Source organism: Flavihumibacter rivuli (assembly GCF_018595685.2).
Lineage (GTDB): Bacteria > Bacteroidota > Bacteroidia > Chitinophagales > Chitinophagaceae > Flavihumibacter > Flavihumibacter rivuli.
Genome location: NZ_CP092334.1, coordinates 2,110,134 through 2,126,062 on the forward strand (window position 1 = coordinate 2,110,134; position 15,929 = coordinate 2,126,062).

Below are 15,929 nucleotides of genomic sequence, written 5' to 3' on the forward strand. Positions count from 1 at the left end.
TAGTCAGTTTGGTTTGCTATAAATGTAAAAAAACTGTCCGACACCCTGGTGGGCACCGGACAGTTTCTTCACCTAAGAAAAACACTTAATCGAGGTTGGGTTGCGGCGTATACCTCAGGTAGGGCTTCACCACTTCCACGCCCTTGGGGAATTTCTTGATCGCGTCTTCCGTACTAACGGCAGGAACAACGATCACCCTGTCACCTGCTTTCCAGTCAGCCGGCGTAGCCACACTGTAATTGGCGGTCAGCTGGAGGGAATCGATCACCCTCAATACTTCATAGAAATTACGTCCGGTGGATGCCGGGTAAGTGATCATCAGTTTGATCTTCTTATCCGGGCCAATGATGAAGAGGGAGCGAACGGTAAAGGTCTCAGAAGCATTGGGGTGGATCATATCATAAAGGTTGGCCACCACCCTTTCTTCGTCGGCAATGATCGGGAAGTCAACATGGCAATGCTGGGTTTCATTGATATCATTCCTCCAGCCCAGGTGCTTATCCAGCGGGTCAACACTTACTGCCAGCACCTTCACATTACGCTTCTCAAATTCTGATTTCAACAAGGCCGTTTTGCCTAATTCGGTTGTACATACCGGTGTGTAGTCAGCCGGATGGGAGAAAAGTACTCCCCAGCTATTCCCCAGGTACTCATGGAAATCAATTTCCCCTTCGGTTGTCTGTGCCTTGAAATTGGGCGCGATATCGCCTAAATGCAAACTCATATAAAAAGAATTTTAGTTGGTTGGAAGACGAATATAATAAATTCCTACAAAACAAGTAGGGGTTTATTGCTGCATCCCCCCGGCCTTATTAATAGAACCGCGGCCAAACTTATTCTTGACGGCATCAATGGCCTTGTAGAGATCAGCCTTGCGGTTCACATCCTGGAAGAGGTTGGTCTGCATGGCCTCATCGGTCAACTCGCTCAACCGCACGCCGAGCAAGCGTACCGGCTGGCCTTTTTTGTACAGCTTTTCGAACAATTGCCGGGCGTGGGGAATCAGTTCATCATCGTAGTAACTATAGGGGATACTCACCTGGCGGGAGGTGGTTTCAAAATCAGAATAGCGGATCTTGACCGTGATACAGCCGGCCATTTTATTTTCCTGCCTTAGCTCGTACGCTACTTTTTCGGTCATCCGCACCAGTTGGGTATTCAGGAAGGCCAGGTCCGTACTGTCCTGTTCAAAGGTATTTTCACTGGAAACGGATTTGGCCTCCTGGTAGGGCGTTACTTCCCCTCTGTGCAATCCATGTGCCTTATTCCAAAGGTCGATCCCATGCTTACCCAGGAATTTCGACAGCAGTTCCGGTTTGGCCAGGCGTAATTCCTGAATGGTCTCAATGCCGATCTGCAGGAGATTGCTATAGGTCTGCTCCCCCACACCCGGGATCTTATTCACTTTCATCGGGTCGAGGAAATCCAACTCCTTTCCAGGCTCAATGAAGAGCCAGCCATTCGGTTTGGCCGCATCTGTCGCGATCTTGGCGATCATCTTATTGCTGCCCATACCAAAAGAAATAGGCAGCCCGGTGGTATCCATGATCTTTTGGCGAAGGGCAAGGGTCCATTCCAAAGGCTTATGATACTTATCCATACCGGTCAGGTCGATGTAGAACTCATCGATGGAAGCCTTTTCAAATACCGGTGCTGCATTGGCGATGATTTCAGTAACGATGCGGGAGTATTTTGAATATTCACTGCGGGTACCGCCAACCACTATTGCCTGCGGGCAAAGTTTCAGTGCAGTTCGCATAGGCATGGCCGAGTGGATGCCAAACTTCCTGGCCTCGTAACTGCAGGCAGCCACTACTCCCCTGTCGCTGTTGCCCCCAACGATCAATGGCTTGCCTTTCAATTCAGGGTTATTGAGGCATTCCACGGATACAAAAAATGCATCGAGATCGAAATGGGCTATCAGTCGCTGCGGTTCCTTCATACCCAAATTTACCAAAGGCAGTGGGATTGAATTTGATTGGTAAGCAAAAAGGTTATTTTTAAGGTATGGAATGGTTAAAGACCGGGATAGGCCCATTGAAAGACCTGATCAGTTTCCTGCATAAGAAGTCGGCCACCACCGATGTGCAGAAAAAATTAATATTGAAGGAGCTTACCCATAACCTGAATGTATTCAAGAATGGCTACCTGAACCAATTCCCGGAAGACACCATTATTTCTCACCTGCAGAATGAAGCGATCCGGCAGGCGGTCAGGGAGAATTTCTCTTTCCCAAAACTGAAGCCAGGGAAGATCGAACCCTATCATATCCATGATGAGCGGAACCGCCGTTACCAGGGCTGGACATTAGAGCAGTTGTTCGACAAGATCGATGAAAAGATAGAAGAACTCCGGACCATCCAGAAGATGAACAATGGTTCCGTGAAAACGGTAAAGAACAATATTGGTTTGATGCTGAGCAACCTGTATTACAGGCTGAAGCTGGCAGCCGACTTCATTAAATCTGACCTGAAATGAGTGATACTACCAACACGCTCGAGATCATGCGCAGGCAGATCAGCGCATTACACCCGATCCCTGATGAAGAATGGGAATCGTTCAGCAGCATATGGGTACCGGTTACGTATAAACGAAAATCGGTCCTGACGGCAGCAGGCGAAGTGGAGAAATACCTCTATTGGGTGACAGAGGGTGTACAACGAGGTTTCCACCTCCACAATGAAAAGGAAGCGACCATTGTCTTCAGTTATCCCTACTCCTTTTCCGGCATCATTGATTCCTTCCTATTGCAGAAGCCATCCAGGTTCTACCTGGAATGCATTACCAGCAGCCAGTTCCTGCGTACCACTTACCAGCAATACGAGCAGGTAAGAAGGACGCATGCGGGCTTGGGCCAGGCCATGTACCTTGCCCTGGCCGCGGCCATGTCGGGGGTATTGGAAAGGCAGATCGAACTAATGGTGTATTCAGCGGAAGAGAAATTCCGGACCCTGTTAAAGCGAAGTCCCCATATCCTCCAGATCGTCCCGCATAAATACCTGGCCAGCTACCTGGGCATTGATCCCACCACCTTTAGTAAACTATTATCTACGGTAAAGATCAGTTAAGAGGGTGGTTGCCAATGGGTTTGTAGCGGTTAACCCATTTGCTGGATATGGAACAAAGCCTGCCTTCCTGAAAATCTTGGTGTAGACCAAGAATCAGCTGCAGGGGTGTAGATACTTTTGGGTTCAAATAGCAAAAGCATGAAACAGGTAAACGCAAATGACTTGCTCCAGTCGCTCAAAGAAGATTCCGTTTTTCTTTTAGAGCAGATCGAGAACATTTCCATCTACACACCGGTGGAACTGCTGGAAACCAATGATGGCGAGGGTCGCTGGAACACCCTCCAGGTATTGGAACACCTGAATACCTACTACAGGTATTACCTGCCGCATATTGAAAAAGCCATTGCTGCTTCCAGTGCCCAACCACAACAATACTTCAAGCCGGGATGGCTGGGGAATTATTTTACCAATAGCATGAAGCCTAAGGATGGACAGGTGAAGAATAAAATGAAGGCCATGGGCAAACACAATCCCGATCCAAAGCTGGATGCAAAGGCCGTTATGCGTGATTTCCTGCATTACCAAAGGACCTTTGTATTGCTGCTGGAGAAAGGCAAGCAGGCCGACCTTAATTCTGTGAAGGTGCCCATTTCCATCGCTTCCTTTATCCGCCTGAAACTGGGTGATGTATTCAGCTTTATCGTTGCACATAATAACCGCCATTGGATCCAGATAGAGAAATTGCTGGAAAGGTTTCCGAGTGTTAGGACAGCGTAGGAGATGAGGGAGTTTTACGCCAACCAGAGGGGATGGGGACATGTGAAAATGTGGACATGTGGACATGTGGATATGTGATCTTTTCTCCAACCATTAGAGAGGGATGGATAGGTTGATGCAGCTCCTGACGGAGCTGTTTTTTCACCCCACCAGGGTTTCTCGAAAGGTACCCTGATGGATATACCGGGAATACAATTTTTTCATGAAACCTTTTCCTTGCCCCGTTGTGTCTTATGACCAACGGGCAGTTGGAATCGCAGCAAGGCTGTTTGGAAATTATACGACAGAAATTAACGCTGATAAAGGCTTACGTTAGGAGCTGTTGGTGATAACACGCAACAGCGGCGCGAGGAGAGATTACTTCATCACCCCTAATATTATTGCATCTTCTGCTACTATTCATAAGGGTCCCTCTAAGGAGCCACTGCTGAGGTTAAAGAAGATGTGGACATGTGGACGTGTGGACATGTGGACATGTGATCTTTTCTCCAACCATTAGAAAGAGATGGATAGGTTGATGCAGCTCCTGACGGAGCTGTTTTTTCGTCCCCGCAAGGGCTCCTGAAAAGGAAAATAAAAGGTGATCCGCCAGGATCACCTCACTAATATCTTAGCCTATTTCCCAATGGTTGGCGTAAGGACCACATGTCCACATTTTCACACCATGCCCTCGTAGCGAAGCGAAGAGGGTGTCCACACTCGTCCGCCGAAGCTTCAGCGAAGGCGGATCCCCCCTGTTTAGCGTCAATCCCCTCATCTATACAGCTCCAGCAGACCATCCGGAAGGACCACATGCACCTGCTTCTTTTTCTGATCGATCTTCTGGAGGAATTCTTCGTTGATAGGGATCAGGGCTTCGTTGGCATTCAGGATGATCTTACAGAGCACCTGGTGGGGTTGTTCGATCACTTCCTCGATGGGACCAAGGTCCTCGCCTTCATTGATGATATGGAAGCCCAATAAGGAGATCGCGGAAGACCTGGCCGCAAAGCGTTCAAAGTCCTCTTCGCTTAACCATACCTGTCTTGGGGTGAGCTTACGTGCTTCCTCCTTGGTATTGACACCTTCCAGCTTGATATAGATCTCGGTATCGCTTTTGATCCTGGTCTCTTCCACGAAATAGGGAAGGAAATCATCTTTCCGCACTTCCACGAATAGGGTCTCCAGCCCTTTCAGGGAGGTCTTCTTGCCCAGGGCATGTTCCAGGACCAGCTCACCCTTCAAGCCGAAACTGGCCACCAGCTTTCCGATACTATTGTACTGCATAACCGAACACTTAGATTGCAAAGATGATACAAGTTCATCCAAAAAAAGGATCCCGATGACATGCATCGGGATCCTTTATCTGGTTTGAGCTAAATCTGATTATTCAGCTGCACCACCTTCCTGCCTTGGCTGTGGCCTACGAACAGGCTGGTGACGACGTACCTGGCGTTGCTTCCTGTGCTCATCGTTGCGCTTCTTGATCTGCGCTTCGTGCTCCTTATGCCAAACTTCGAATTTGGTCATAGCAGTCACTTCATCGAATAAGCCCAGTTTCACGCCACGCAGCAGGTGTTTCAGGTACAATACACCTTTGAAGGACAGGATACGGCGAACTGTATCAGTAGGCTGAGCACCTTTGTGCAGCCAATCGAGCGCACGCTGGCGATCAAGCTGGATAGTTGCGGGAACTGTCAGGGGGTTGTAAGTACCGATCTTCTGGATGAATTTACCATCCCTTGGTGCACGGGCATCAGCCACTACAATGAAGTAGAATGGCCTTTTCTTGGAGCCGTGACGCTGCAATCTCATTTTAACTGGCATCGTAAATAGACATTTAAATGCGTGAACAAATAGGGTTACTACACAAAATTATGGACTGCAAAATTAACAATCCGATCAAAATCAGCAAACTAAATTATTATTAATGAATGACTAAAATGATCAGCGGCGACCGAAACCGGCCCCCAGCCTGCCTCCCATGGGCATTTTATTCATCATTTTCATCATATCCTTCATCTGCTCGAACTGCTTCATGAACGCATTCACCTCTGCAATATCCTTACCTGAACCTGCTGCAATGCGCTTGCGGCGGCTCTGGTCAATACTATCGGGGTTAGCCCGCTCATATGGGGTCATGGAATTGATCATGGCCTCAATGCCCTTGAAGGCATCATCGGAAATATCAATATCCTTGATGGCCTTGCCCACACCGGGGATCATGCCCAGCAGGTCCTTGATATTACCCATCTTCTTGATCTGCTCCAATTGCTGCTTAAAGTCTTCAAAATCAAACTGGTTCTTCCTGATCTTCTTTTCCAGTTTCTTGGCCTGTTCCTCATCGAACTGGGCCTGGGCGCGCTCCACGAGGGTGGTGATATCACCCATGCCGAGGATACGCTGGGCCATCCTTTCCGGATAGAATACATCAAGGGTATCCAGTTTCTCACCGCTGGAAACGAACTTGATCGGCTTATTGACCGTGTATTTGATGCTAAGGGCGGCACCACCACGGGTATCACCATCCAGTTTGGTCAGTACCACGCCGCTGAAATCGAGCCGGTCATTAAAGGACTTGGCCGTGTTCACCGCATCCTGGCCGGTCATGGAGTCCACCACAAAGAGGATCTCCTGGGGATTCACAGCCGCTTTGATATTGGCCACTTCGGTCATCATCGCCTCATCTACAGCCAAACGGCCGGCGGTATCGATGATCACCACATTCTTATTGCGGCTCCGGGCCTCGATCACTGCCTTTTGGGCAATGGCTACCGCATCCTTATTCTCTGGCTCGCTGTATACATCCACCCCGATCTGTCCACCCAGTACCTTCAACTGGTCAATGGCCGCAGGACGGTAAATATCTGCGGCTACCAGCATGGGTGAAAGCCCCTTCTTGGTCTTCAGGTAGTTGGCCAGTTTACCGCTGAAAGTGGTCTTACCGGAACCTTGCAGACCGGCGATCAGGATCACAGCAGGATTGCCTTTGGCGTTGAATTCGCTTTCGGTTCCACCCATCAGCTCTACCAGTTCATCCTTCACGATCTTGACCATCAGCTGGCCGGGGCTAACCGATGTCAGCACCTTCTCGCCAATGGCCTTATCCTTGATCTTATCGGTAAATTCCTTGGCGATCTTATAGTTCACATCGGCATCCACCAGGGCGCGCCTGATGTCCTTTACCGTAGCGGCAACATTCAGCTCGGTGATCCGGCCTTCACCTTTTAACTGTTTAAAGGCCGATTCTAAACGTTCACTTAATGATTCAAACATACACTGGGGTTTACTCCAAAAAATTAAGGTGAACGCTAAGGTTCACCTTAAATGGATGGCAAATATACTTTAAGATGGGCGATTATACACCCAGGTAGGTCCGCAACATTTTTGACCTGGAATTGGTCTTGAGCTTGGTAATGGCCTTATCCTTGATCTGCCTTACCCTTTCCCTGGTCAGATTAAACTTTTCACCGATATCTTCCAGGCTCATGGGATGGTCCACGCCGATACCGAAGAAATAGCAGATCACTTCCTTCTGGCGCTCGGTCAGGGTTTGCAGGGAACGGTCAATTTCCTGCTTCAGGCTCTCGTCGTGCTCCACTCCCTTGTCGGTTCGCTCCGCATTGGGGTTTTCCAGCACATCGATCATGGTATTGTCCTCCCCTTCGGAGAGTGGTGTATCCATGCTGACATGGCGGGCGGCTATGCCCAGGGTGGCAGACACTTCATCTGTATCCAGTTCCAACATTTCAGCCAATTCTTCGGGCGAAGGCTCGCGCTCGAATTCCTGCTCCAGTTGGGAAAATGCTTTCTGTATCTTGTTGGTGAGGCCCACCTTGTTCAATGGCAGGCGGACGATCCGGCTTTGCTCGGCAAGGGCTTGCAGGATGCTCTGGCGGATCCACCAAACGGCATAGGAGATAAATTTGAAACCGCGGGTTTCGTCAAAGCGTTGCGCCGCCTTGATCAGGCCAAGGTTCCCTTCATTGATCAGGTCAGGCAGGGAAAGCCCCTGGTTCTGGTACTGCTTGGCCACGGAAACCACAAAGCGGAGGTTAGCCTTGGTTAGCCTGTCCAGGGCACGCTGGTCACCCTGCTTAATCAGGCGGGCCAAACGGACTTCTTCTTCAGGACTGATCAGTTCTACTTTACCGATCTCCTGCAGGTACTTTTCGAGACTCTGGGACTCACGGTTGGTAATAGATTTTGAGATCTTGAGTTGACGCATGCTCATAGGCTGGGTTTGAGAGGTTTATGGTGCTTTTAAAAGGTTCGGTTTATTGTTAAACGCATGAATTAGAGTTTTCTTGCATAAATCACACGTCAGTTACGGTTGTCAACCCTACAAGGCAATTTAACAATTCAATAACCCTTAGCCAAAAAAATAGTATGTAAATAGCTGCTTTTCAGTGTTTTCACGGTGACCCTGTTTAATTTTAAAGCGCTATTTCCTTAACAAAAAATACTTTGGGGAATATTTTGCAGCGTCACAATATTTTCTATTATTGCAAGCGTGGAAACAATATTGATTGATCATTGATTTGGAGATGAGCAAGAAACAACAATTTACGTTGGAATACCCGGTGAGGTGTTCACCTTCTATCTTATATGAATTCCTTAGCACGCCTGCCGGATTGCAGGAGTGGTTCGCAGATAAAGTAGACGAGAGAGACCAGGTGTTTAGTTTTTCATGGAATGGTTCTACAGATAAAGCAGAGGTTTTGGAAAGTGAGGAGAACAGTTTTATCAGATTTCACTGGTTACATGCCCCCAAGGAAGAATATTTTGAATTCCGGATCGAAAAGTCCGATGTAACCAACCAGACCATTCTCGTGATAAAGGACTTCGCTGACAAAAAAGATATCAAGGACCAAAGCCAGCTTTGGGGCTACCAGGTTAAAGACCTGTTTCACCGCCTGGGTAATTAATTTGCCAACAAACCAGTCCAGAACTCCCATGCTTCCCGGATAAAATCCGGGGCAGTATCCCAGTTTTCTATCCCCAGGGTCATAGAGAGTTTCAGGTAATCCCCTGCAAAGACCTTGGCTTCCCTACCTTCCTCAAAAGCCAGCTTTAAAGGAATTGAACCGGGAGCGTCCACATCATGTTCCCAGGGATCTTCGTGCGTGGCCACAAGGATGGGATAAGGTGCATCTTTTTCCTTTAGTTTTCGCATAACCGATAGGGAGAAGTCCCTGTGGTATTGCCCTGCCAATAGAAGGCTGACCGTAAAAGCCTTGCCCCACCAGAAAAAGGTCCGGATCGCCATGACCTTCTCTTTGGAAAATGATTTTGGGTAATCCAGCATCACCCATGGCAATCCCTGGTATTGTTCTCCCTTGGAGACCCTGGGCGGCGCTTCAAAATAACTGCCTGGCAGGCTTTCTTTTTGTTGCAAGGCCCTTGCCGACATTTCAGCACCCATCCCGCCGAACAAGTCTACCACTTTACCAATGATGGCATTCTTCGTTAAAATAATGCCGGCATCTGTTACCAACCGCCTTTCCTGTTCTGAAAGCCTTATTTTTGTGCGATCCATAATCAATAAAGATATTCCGACTCACTGTGATAAAAAAACTCGATAAGCTTATCCTGAAGGCCTTTGTTGGCCCATTCATAGCCACCTTTTTTATCACCCTTTTTGTCCTGGTATTACAATTTTTCTGGTTATATATCGACGATATTGTAGGTAAGGGCCTGGACCTGCTGACCATTGGCCAGTTGATCTCTTATGTTGCAGCGACCGTAGTGCCCCTGGCCTTACCGCTCGCCGTACTACTTTCCTCGATCATGACCTTCGGGAACCTGGGCGAGACCTTTGAGCTGGTGGCCATCAAATCGGCTGGCATTCCCCTGCTAAGGTTTATGCGGCCATTGCTGGTGGTGAGCATTCTCATTTGCGGGGTAGCCTTTCTTTTCAATAATTACATCATCCCCGTATCCAACCTGAAGCTGAACAGGCTCAAGTACGATATCATCAATAAGAAACCAGCCTTCGACCTCAGGGAAGGGGCTTTCTATACCAATATTCCCAATTACGCCATCAAGGTTGGCAAGAAAGAAGCCGATGACTCCACCTTAAGGGATATCATCATCTATGAACGCAATTTTAACCTGCAGGATAATATCATCATTGCCAGGAAGGGGATCATGAAGGTCTCCGATGACAAAAGGTTCCTGGAATTCAAACTGGAAGATGGCTGGAGGTACGAAGAAAGGGGCAGCAGGATGAATACCAATTCCGATTATATCCGGCTTGGCTTTAAGGAATTCAAAAAGGTATTTGACCTCAGCTCCCTGCAGTTGAACCAGACAGAGGACAGCCTGTTCAAGGACAACTACCAGATGCTCAGCGTCCGCCAGCTTAATAAGGCCATCGACTCACTGAAACGCACACCCGCAGTTTTCAAGCGCAAGCTGGGAACAGAGCTCTCACCCTATATCTACTTTACCCGGTACATGGATACCGGCTGGGCGGCATCAGGCAAGACCACGGCCATCAAGGACATGAAGGAGATGATCCCGGATTCCATGATGTCGCCCACCAATGAGCGGGTAATGTCGCAACTTTCCATCATCAAGAGTACGCTGGAGATCAATAAAACAGATTATGAGAACCGCGCCAAGAACCTGAGGCTCCACAAAATGGCCTGGCATGAAAAATTCACCATGTCCATTGCCTGTCTCGTCCTTTTCCTCATAGGCGCTCCGTTGGGTTCCATCATCCGAAAGGGAGGAATTGGAACACCGCTAGTTTTTGCAGTGGTTTTCTTTGTTATCTTCTTCCTGCTGAACAATTTTGGTAAGAAGTTCGTGAAAGAGGCGGTAATGGGACCTGCTGAGGGCATGTGGCTGGCCACCTTTGTATTGGTGCCTATCGGGGGATTCCTGATCTATAAAGCCATGCACGATTCCCAGTTATTCAACAAGGAATTTTACCACCGTATTTTCAAGAATCTCGGGCCCTATTTGCAGCGGATAAAAAACTTCCGCAGCAAACCGCAGGTGCAGTAACTTTAAAAAAACATTCGTATGAAAAAGACGCCCACCTCCAGGCGAGCCTTCCTGTCCAACGGAACGAAGGCAGGATTGGCTATTTCCCTTGGGTCTTCCCTTATCGGATCAACCTTGCTGGAATCCTGTAAAAGCTCAAAGCCAACGGCAGGAGGCAGCTCCCCTTTCAGGACAGGTTTCGCACAACAGCCATTGCCCTATGATTACAAAGCATTGGAACCCTATATCGATGCCATGACCATGGAGATCCACTATACCAAGCATGCCGCTGCCTATGCCAAGAACCTGAATGATGCAGCCCAAACGGAGAATGTAGACAAGTCGCAGCCCCTTGAAAATGTGCTGGCGAGGATATCCAAATATTCCGAAAAAATGCGCAACAACGCAGGCGGGCACTACAACCATGAACTGTTTTGGCAGAGCATGCGCAGTCCGCGTACAGACAATAAACCTGCCGGAACATTACTTGCTGCCATTGAAAGCAAATTCAACTCTTTCGCCAATTTCAAATCCGTGTTTGCCGATGCCGGCAAGAACAGGTTTGGCAGCGGTTGGGCATGGCTGATACTGACTGCAGACAAACAGCTACTGGTCACTTCCACACCCAACCAGGATAATCCATTGATGGATATTGCCGGAACCAAAGGAACCCCTATCCTTGGGTTGGATGTTTGGGAACATGCCTATTACCTCAAATACCAAAATAAGAGAGCTGACTATATTGACAACTGGTGGACTGTGGTGAACTGGGACTTTATCCAGCAGCGCTATGATATCGCCATGAAATAATCACCAGTAAAACAGTTCACTTGCAACAGCAAAAAGAAAACTTCAGGGTGCAGCAATGGGTAGTGACCATTGCTGTAATCTTATTCATCCTAAAGATCGCTGCCTGGTACCTGACCGGGTCTGTAGCCATTCTTACGGATGCGCTCGAAAGCACGGTGAATGTGATCTCGGGATTTATCGGCCTTTACTCCCTTTATGTTGCCTCCAAGCCCAGGGACCTTGACCATCCCTATGGACATGGCAAGGCCGAATTCCTCAGTGCTGCGGTAGAAGGCACCCTGATCATGATCGCGGGCCTGATCATCATCTACGAGAGCATCAACAATTTCATCCATCCGCACGAGTTGAAAAAACTCGATTATGGTATGCTGTTAGTGGGGATATCCGGCCTGGTGAATTACGTCATGGGATGGATAGCCATCAAAAGGGGCAAGAAAAACAATTCCCTCGCCCTGGTGGCAAGCGGTAAGCACCTGCAATCGGATACCTACTCAACCATCGGTGTATTGATAGGTATTGCCCTGATCTACTTCACGAAGATCCAGGTGATTGATGCCATTGTGGCCCTGATCTTCAGCTTCATCATCATCTTCACCGGCTATAAGATCCTGAGGGAATCGCTGGCCGGCATCATGGATGAGGCCGACCATCAATTGCTGGAACAGATGATCAAAAGGCTGAATAGTGAGCGCAGGCCCAACTGGATCGACCTGCACAATCTTCGGGTGATCAAGTACGGTAGTGTGCTGCATGTGGACTGCCACCTTACTGTACCCTGGTACCTGAACGTGCACCAGGCCCATGAGGAAGTGGATGCCCTGAGCCAGCAGATCCAGAAGGAATTCGGCGACAGCATTGAGCTCTTCGTTCACTCCGATGGCTGCCTGGATTTCTCCTGCTCCATCTGTACCAAGGAGGATTGCCCGGTAAGAAAAAATCCCTTCCAGCAGAAAGTGGAATGGACCCTGGAGAACATTATCTCCAATGAGAAACACCGACTGCCGGGTGCACCTTCACCCGTTGCGCAGCCTGGCAGCATCGACCTTTCCTAAAAACCGCCTAATTTCGTGGCCCCAAATCAATACATATGCAAGTTTGGAAAGAATACCAGGAACAACATAAGGACAGGTTCCTGAACGAATTGCTTGACCTGCTGAGGATACCAAGTGTAAGTGCAAGAAGTGAACATAAGGAAGATATGCGCAAATGCGCGGAGGCCGTACGCTCCAGCCTGCTCCAGGCGGGTGCCGATAAAGCCGAACTGCATGAGACTGCCGGCCACCCGATCGTTTACGGGGAAAGGATCACTGATCCATCAAAGCCCACCGTGCTGGTTTATGGCCATTATGACGTACAGCCAGCCGATCCGCTCAACCTTTGGCACAGCGGTCCTTTTGAGCCAGTGATCAAAGATGGCAAGATCTATGCCCGCGGTGCCTGCGATGATAAGGGACAATTCTATATGCACGTGAAGGCATTGGAGACCATGGTGCAAACCAATACCCTCCCCACCAATATCAAGTTTCTTATTGAAGGCGAGGAAGAAGTGGGTTCCCCCAACCTGGCCAATTTCGTAAAAGCAAATAAGGAACTGCTGAAGGCCGATGTGATCCTGATCAGCGATACTGCAATGATCAGCATGGATACCCCATCCATTGATATTGGCGTCCGCGGCCTTTCCTATATTGAAGTGGAAGTGACAGGACCAAACCGCGACCTGCATAGCGGCGTATATGGCGGCGCAGTGGCCAATCCCATTACCATCCTTGCAAAAATGATCGCGTCCCTTCATGATGAGAACAACCATATCACCATCCCTGGTTTTTATGATGATGTGGTAGAAGCAACTGAAGCGGAACGCAAGCTGATGGCCGAAGCACCATTCAATGAACAGGAGTATAAAGACGATCTCGGCGTGAAAACCCTTTGGGGTGAGAAAGGTTTCACCACCAATGAAAGGACAGGCATCCGACCGACCCTGGAACTGAACGGTATCTGGGGTGGTTATACCGGAGAAGGCGCCAAGACCGTATTGCCTTCGAAAGCATTTGCGAAGATCTCCTGCCGCCTGGTGCCCAACCAGCAATCAGACAAGATCACCAAGCTGCTGATCGATCATTTGAACAAGATCGCCCCTGACTATATTACCATCAAGGCCGAGTTGCACCATGGCGGTGAGCCTTACATGACCCCGATCGATTCGGATGGGTATAAGGCAGCAGCCAGGGCTATTGAAGCCACCTTTGGCAAGTCACCTATCCCGGTAAGGGGCGGTGGAAGCATTCCCATCTGTGCCTTGTTTGAAAAAGAACTCGGGCTAAAGATCGTTTTCATGGGCTTTGGTTTGGACAGCGACAACTTGCATTCACCCAACGAGAAATACGACCTGGCGAATTACTACAAAGGCATTGAGACCATTCCGTACTTCCACAAGTTCTTTGCAGAGAAATGATCAATTCTATGCTAGCATAAAAGATCCCGGCACACCAGCCGGGATTTTTTATTTTTGACTGGACAAAAGAATTAGTGATGGCCGAGAAAGAAAAACTTCGTATTGATAAATATCTCTGGGCGATCCGCCTCTTCAAGACCAGGAGCCAGGCGGGTGATGCCATTGATAAGGGCAGGGTAAAGCTGGAGGGCAACGCGGTAAAGGCATCCAGGGTGGTAGCGATCGGTGATCAATATGAGGTCAAGACCGAGACCCGCAAATGGGTAGTCAAGGTGACCGGGCTCTTGCATAACAGGGTCCAGTTTAGCGAAGCCATCAAGTATTACGAAGACCTTACGCCGATCGAGGAAAAGGAAAGGCTGGAGTTCCAGGCCTCCAGCTTCCATACCGGCAAGCGCCTGTCCAAGATCGGCCGTCCCACCAAAAAGCAGCGAAGGGACCTGGAAGACTTCATGGATGAAGAATAAGGCATTTCAGGATATTTTGATAGAGTGGGCCACAAAGGCTCGAAGACTCTAAGTTGCACGAAGGCCGCTTTATGTTCCTTCGAGTCTTAGCGTCTTCGTGGCCCATACTCCATAGGTGTATCCCCCTACCTCCTCCCCCGCCCTGAGGATTCCCCTCCGGCAGATTGACAAAAATCATCTTTCCCCCTTCAAAAAGTCATGATTTAGCTCTTGGAGGAAAAATAGTTTTGTTTCAGAATCATTAAAGACCACTTTAAAACCATCCATAATGTCAGCCGCTACTTTGAAAAAAAGAACACTAAACCGTCCATTGTTTGGAAAAAGGTATTTGCAGCGTTCAGGGGCCAGCAGGGTTAACCGTGTTCCGGCGGCCAATGTCACTGAAACGCCGGAAACCTATATCATCAAGTTGGCGGTTCCGGGTATTGATCGACAGTGCCTGAGCATTCATTGCAAGGACAATATTCTATTCATTGGTGCCGATAAGGAAGATTCCTTAAAAAGTGGAAAGGAAGGGAAGGAGTTGTTTGAATACAATTATTACCATTGGGAACGCCGGTTCATGCTGCCGGAAGATGCGGACCCGCTACTTGCCCAGGCGAGCTATACCAATGGGGAATTGATCATTATGATACCACGTGATGGGGAAAGGTCATCACTAAAAGGAGAGACAGATGTTTACGTATACTAATATAAACCATAGCCATATGGTCATTCAGATTGCTGAGAGCAGACAAATAAGTGATTTGCAGTATGAATTCAACCAGGCTTTCCCGTACCTGAAAATCGAATTTTTCAAGAAGCAACATGGGGTAGAAAAGCCTTCACCGGCCCAGCGGATGTTCACCCAAAAATCACTGGTTGGCGACGCCCGCATTACGAAGGAAGAAGGCAGCCTGGAGATCAACGAAAAAATGACGGTTGCCGAACTCGAACAGGCTTTCTGGAACCGTTTCGGCCTTTCCGTACAGGTGTTCAGGAAATCAGGGAACCTATGGCTGGAAACCACCATGACCGATAAATGGACATTGGGCCAACAGAATGAGCATGGCAAGGAAATTACCGATTCCGTTAGAAAGGGCAATTTGCCGGAAGATGATTTTGAATTGAGGCGTGGGCAGGATTAAGTAATGCCAGATAATAATTAAACCCTGCCTTAATGGTATGGTCTTAACATAGCTGATCATTAAACCCTTAACCGTTATTCCGACATCCTTGATCAAATGCTTTTTAACCATTAACCCGAAATCCCTGATCAAATGACTATTGACCATTATTCCGAAATCCAGCTTTCGAATACCTTTTAGCCATTAACACCTGATCCGAAAACGAGGTCCAAACCCTCCCCCAAAAGTGCAGTCAATTTCCAGATAGTGTTGAGTCTTTTCGTTTGTTTGCTAAGTGCCGGTTGAGCAGAGCCGGCACTTTTTTATGTATCTGCAG

General features: G+C 48.4%; 18 protein-coding genes. 11 read left to right on the plus strand and 7 right to left on the minus strand.

What is annotated here, in order from left to right:
- Positions 1-85: 85 nt before the first annotated feature.
- Together KJS94_RS09275 and dinB are read right to left on the minus strand one after the other, a co-directional pair.
- Positions 86-724 carry a peroxiredoxin gene (locus tag KJS94_RS09275; protein ID WP_214447505.1) on the minus strand — a complete coding sequence of 213 codons (639 nt, stop codon included), beginning with the start codon at positions 722-724 and terminating at the stop codon, positions 86-88.
- Between the two features lie 63 nt (positions 725-787).
- The gene (gene dinB, locus KJS94_RS09280; protein WP_214447504.1) at positions 788-1,942 is read right to left on the minus strand and encodes a DNA polymerase IV; all 1,155 of its coding nucleotides are present in this window, start codon (positions 1,940-1,942) and stop codon (positions 788-790) included.
- 65 nt (positions 1,943-2,007) lie between these two features.
- On the opposite strand from dinB, the gene KJS94_RS09285 reads away from it, so the two are divergent.
- The 3 genes from KJS94_RS09285 (at position 2,008) to KJS94_RS09295 (ending at position 3,785) form a co-directional block, all read left to right on the plus strand.
- On the plus strand, positions 2,008-2,478 hold the full coding sequence (locus KJS94_RS09285) for a hypothetical protein (RefSeq protein ID WP_214447503.1): 471 nt from the start codon (positions 2,008-2,010) through the stop codon (positions 2,476-2,478).
- Positions 2,475-3,068, plus strand: a complete 594-nt coding sequence (locus KJS94_RS09290) for a Crp/Fnr family transcriptional regulator (protein ID WP_214447502.1) — start codon at positions 2,475-2,477, stop codon at positions 3,066-3,068. The genes KJS94_RS09285 and KJS94_RS09290 overlap by 4 nt, the downstream gene beginning before the upstream one ends.
- A 138-nt stretch (positions 3,069-3,206) precedes the next feature.
- Positions 3,207-3,785 (plus strand): DinB family protein, encoded by a 579-nt coding sequence (locus KJS94_RS09295; protein ID WP_214447501.1) that lies wholly within the window; start codon positions 3,207-3,209, stop codon positions 3,783-3,785.
- 753 nt (positions 3,786-4,538) lie between these two features.
- Here KJS94_RS09295 and rimM read toward each other — a convergent pair.
- From rimM to KJS94_RS09315, 4 genes are all read right to left on the minus strand, one after another.
- Positions 4,539-5,051, minus strand: coding sequence for a ribosome maturation factor RimM (rimM, locus tag KJS94_RS09300; RefSeq protein ID WP_239804355.1), 513 nt, complete (start codon positions 5,049-5,051; stop codon positions 4,539-4,541).
- 99 nt (positions 5,052-5,150) lie between these two features.
- Positions 5,151-5,579, minus strand: coding sequence for a 30S ribosomal protein S16 (rpsP, locus tag KJS94_RS18215; RefSeq protein ID WP_305856934.1), 429 nt, complete (start codon positions 5,577-5,579; stop codon positions 5,151-5,153).
- 132 nt (positions 5,580-5,711) lie between these two features.
- Positions 5,712-7,040 (minus strand): signal recognition particle protein, encoded by a 1,329-nt coding sequence (ffh, locus tag KJS94_RS09310; protein ID WP_214447498.1) that lies wholly within the window; start codon positions 7,038-7,040, stop codon positions 5,712-5,714.
- 82 nt (positions 7,041-7,122) lie between these two features.
- Positions 7,123-7,998, minus strand: a complete 876-nt coding sequence (locus KJS94_RS09315; RefSeq protein ID WP_214447497.1) for a sigma-70 family RNA polymerase sigma factor — start codon at positions 7,996-7,998, stop codon at positions 7,123-7,125.
- Positions 7,999-8,293: 295 nt separating this feature from the next.
- Here KJS94_RS09315 and KJS94_RS09320 point away from each other — a divergent pair, with 295 nt between their 5' ends.
- Positions 8,294-8,692, plus strand: coding sequence for an START-like domain-containing protein (locus KJS94_RS09320; protein ID WP_239804356.1), 399 nt, complete (start codon positions 8,294-8,296; stop codon positions 8,690-8,692).
- Here the strand turns inward: KJS94_RS09320 and KJS94_RS09325 are convergent.
- Positions 8,689-9,303 carry a hypothetical protein gene (locus KJS94_RS09325; protein WP_214447496.1) on the minus strand — a complete coding sequence of 205 codons (615 nt, stop codon included), beginning with the start codon at positions 9,301-9,303 and terminating at the stop codon, positions 8,689-8,691. The genes KJS94_RS09320 and KJS94_RS09325 overlap by 4 nt on opposite strands.
- Before the next feature lie 26 nt (positions 9,304-9,329).
- Here KJS94_RS09325 and KJS94_RS09330 point away from each other — a divergent pair, with 26 nt between their 5' ends.
- The 7 genes from KJS94_RS09330 to KJS94_RS09360 all read left to right on the plus strand — a co-directional run bounded on the left by KJS94_RS09330 (position 9,330) and on the right by KJS94_RS09360 (position 15,613).
- Positions 9,330-10,778, plus strand: coding sequence for an LptF/LptG family permease (locus KJS94_RS09330; protein ID WP_214447495.1), 1,449 nt, complete (start codon positions 9,330-9,332; stop codon positions 10,776-10,778).
- 18 nt (positions 10,779-10,796) lie between these two features.
- Complete coding sequence (locus KJS94_RS09335; protein WP_214447494.1) at positions 10,797-11,567, plus strand: superoxide dismutase; 771 nt, start codon at positions 10,797-10,799, stop codon at positions 11,565-11,567.
- Between the two features lie 20 nt (positions 11,568-11,587).
- Positions 11,588-12,619 (plus strand): cation diffusion facilitator family transporter, encoded by a 1,032-nt coding sequence (locus tag KJS94_RS09340; protein ID WP_214447493.1) that lies wholly within the window; start codon positions 11,588-11,590, stop codon positions 12,617-12,619.
- A gap of 35 nt (positions 12,620-12,654) precedes the next feature.
- On the plus strand, positions 12,655-14,019 hold the full coding sequence (locus tag KJS94_RS09345; protein WP_214447492.1) for a dipeptidase: 1,365 nt from the start codon (positions 12,655-12,657) through the stop codon (positions 14,017-14,019).
- A 77-nt stretch (positions 14,020-14,096) separates the two neighbouring features.
- Complete coding sequence (locus KJS94_RS09350) at positions 14,097-14,486, plus strand: RNA-binding S4 domain-containing protein (RefSeq protein ID WP_214447491.1); 390 nt, start codon at positions 14,097-14,099, stop codon at positions 14,484-14,486.
- A 268-nt stretch (positions 14,487-14,754) separates the two neighbouring features.
- Positions 14,755-15,177 (plus strand): Hsp20/alpha crystallin family protein, encoded by a 423-nt coding sequence (locus tag KJS94_RS09355; RefSeq protein ID WP_214447490.1) that lies wholly within the window; start codon positions 14,755-14,757, stop codon positions 15,175-15,177.
- A gap of 16 nt (positions 15,178-15,193) precedes the next feature.
- A complete protein-coding gene (locus KJS94_RS09360; protein ID WP_214447489.1) occupies positions 15,194-15,613 on the plus strand; it encodes a hypothetical protein in 420 nt (139 codons plus the stop codon).
- Positions 15,614-15,929: the final 316 nt, after the last annotated feature.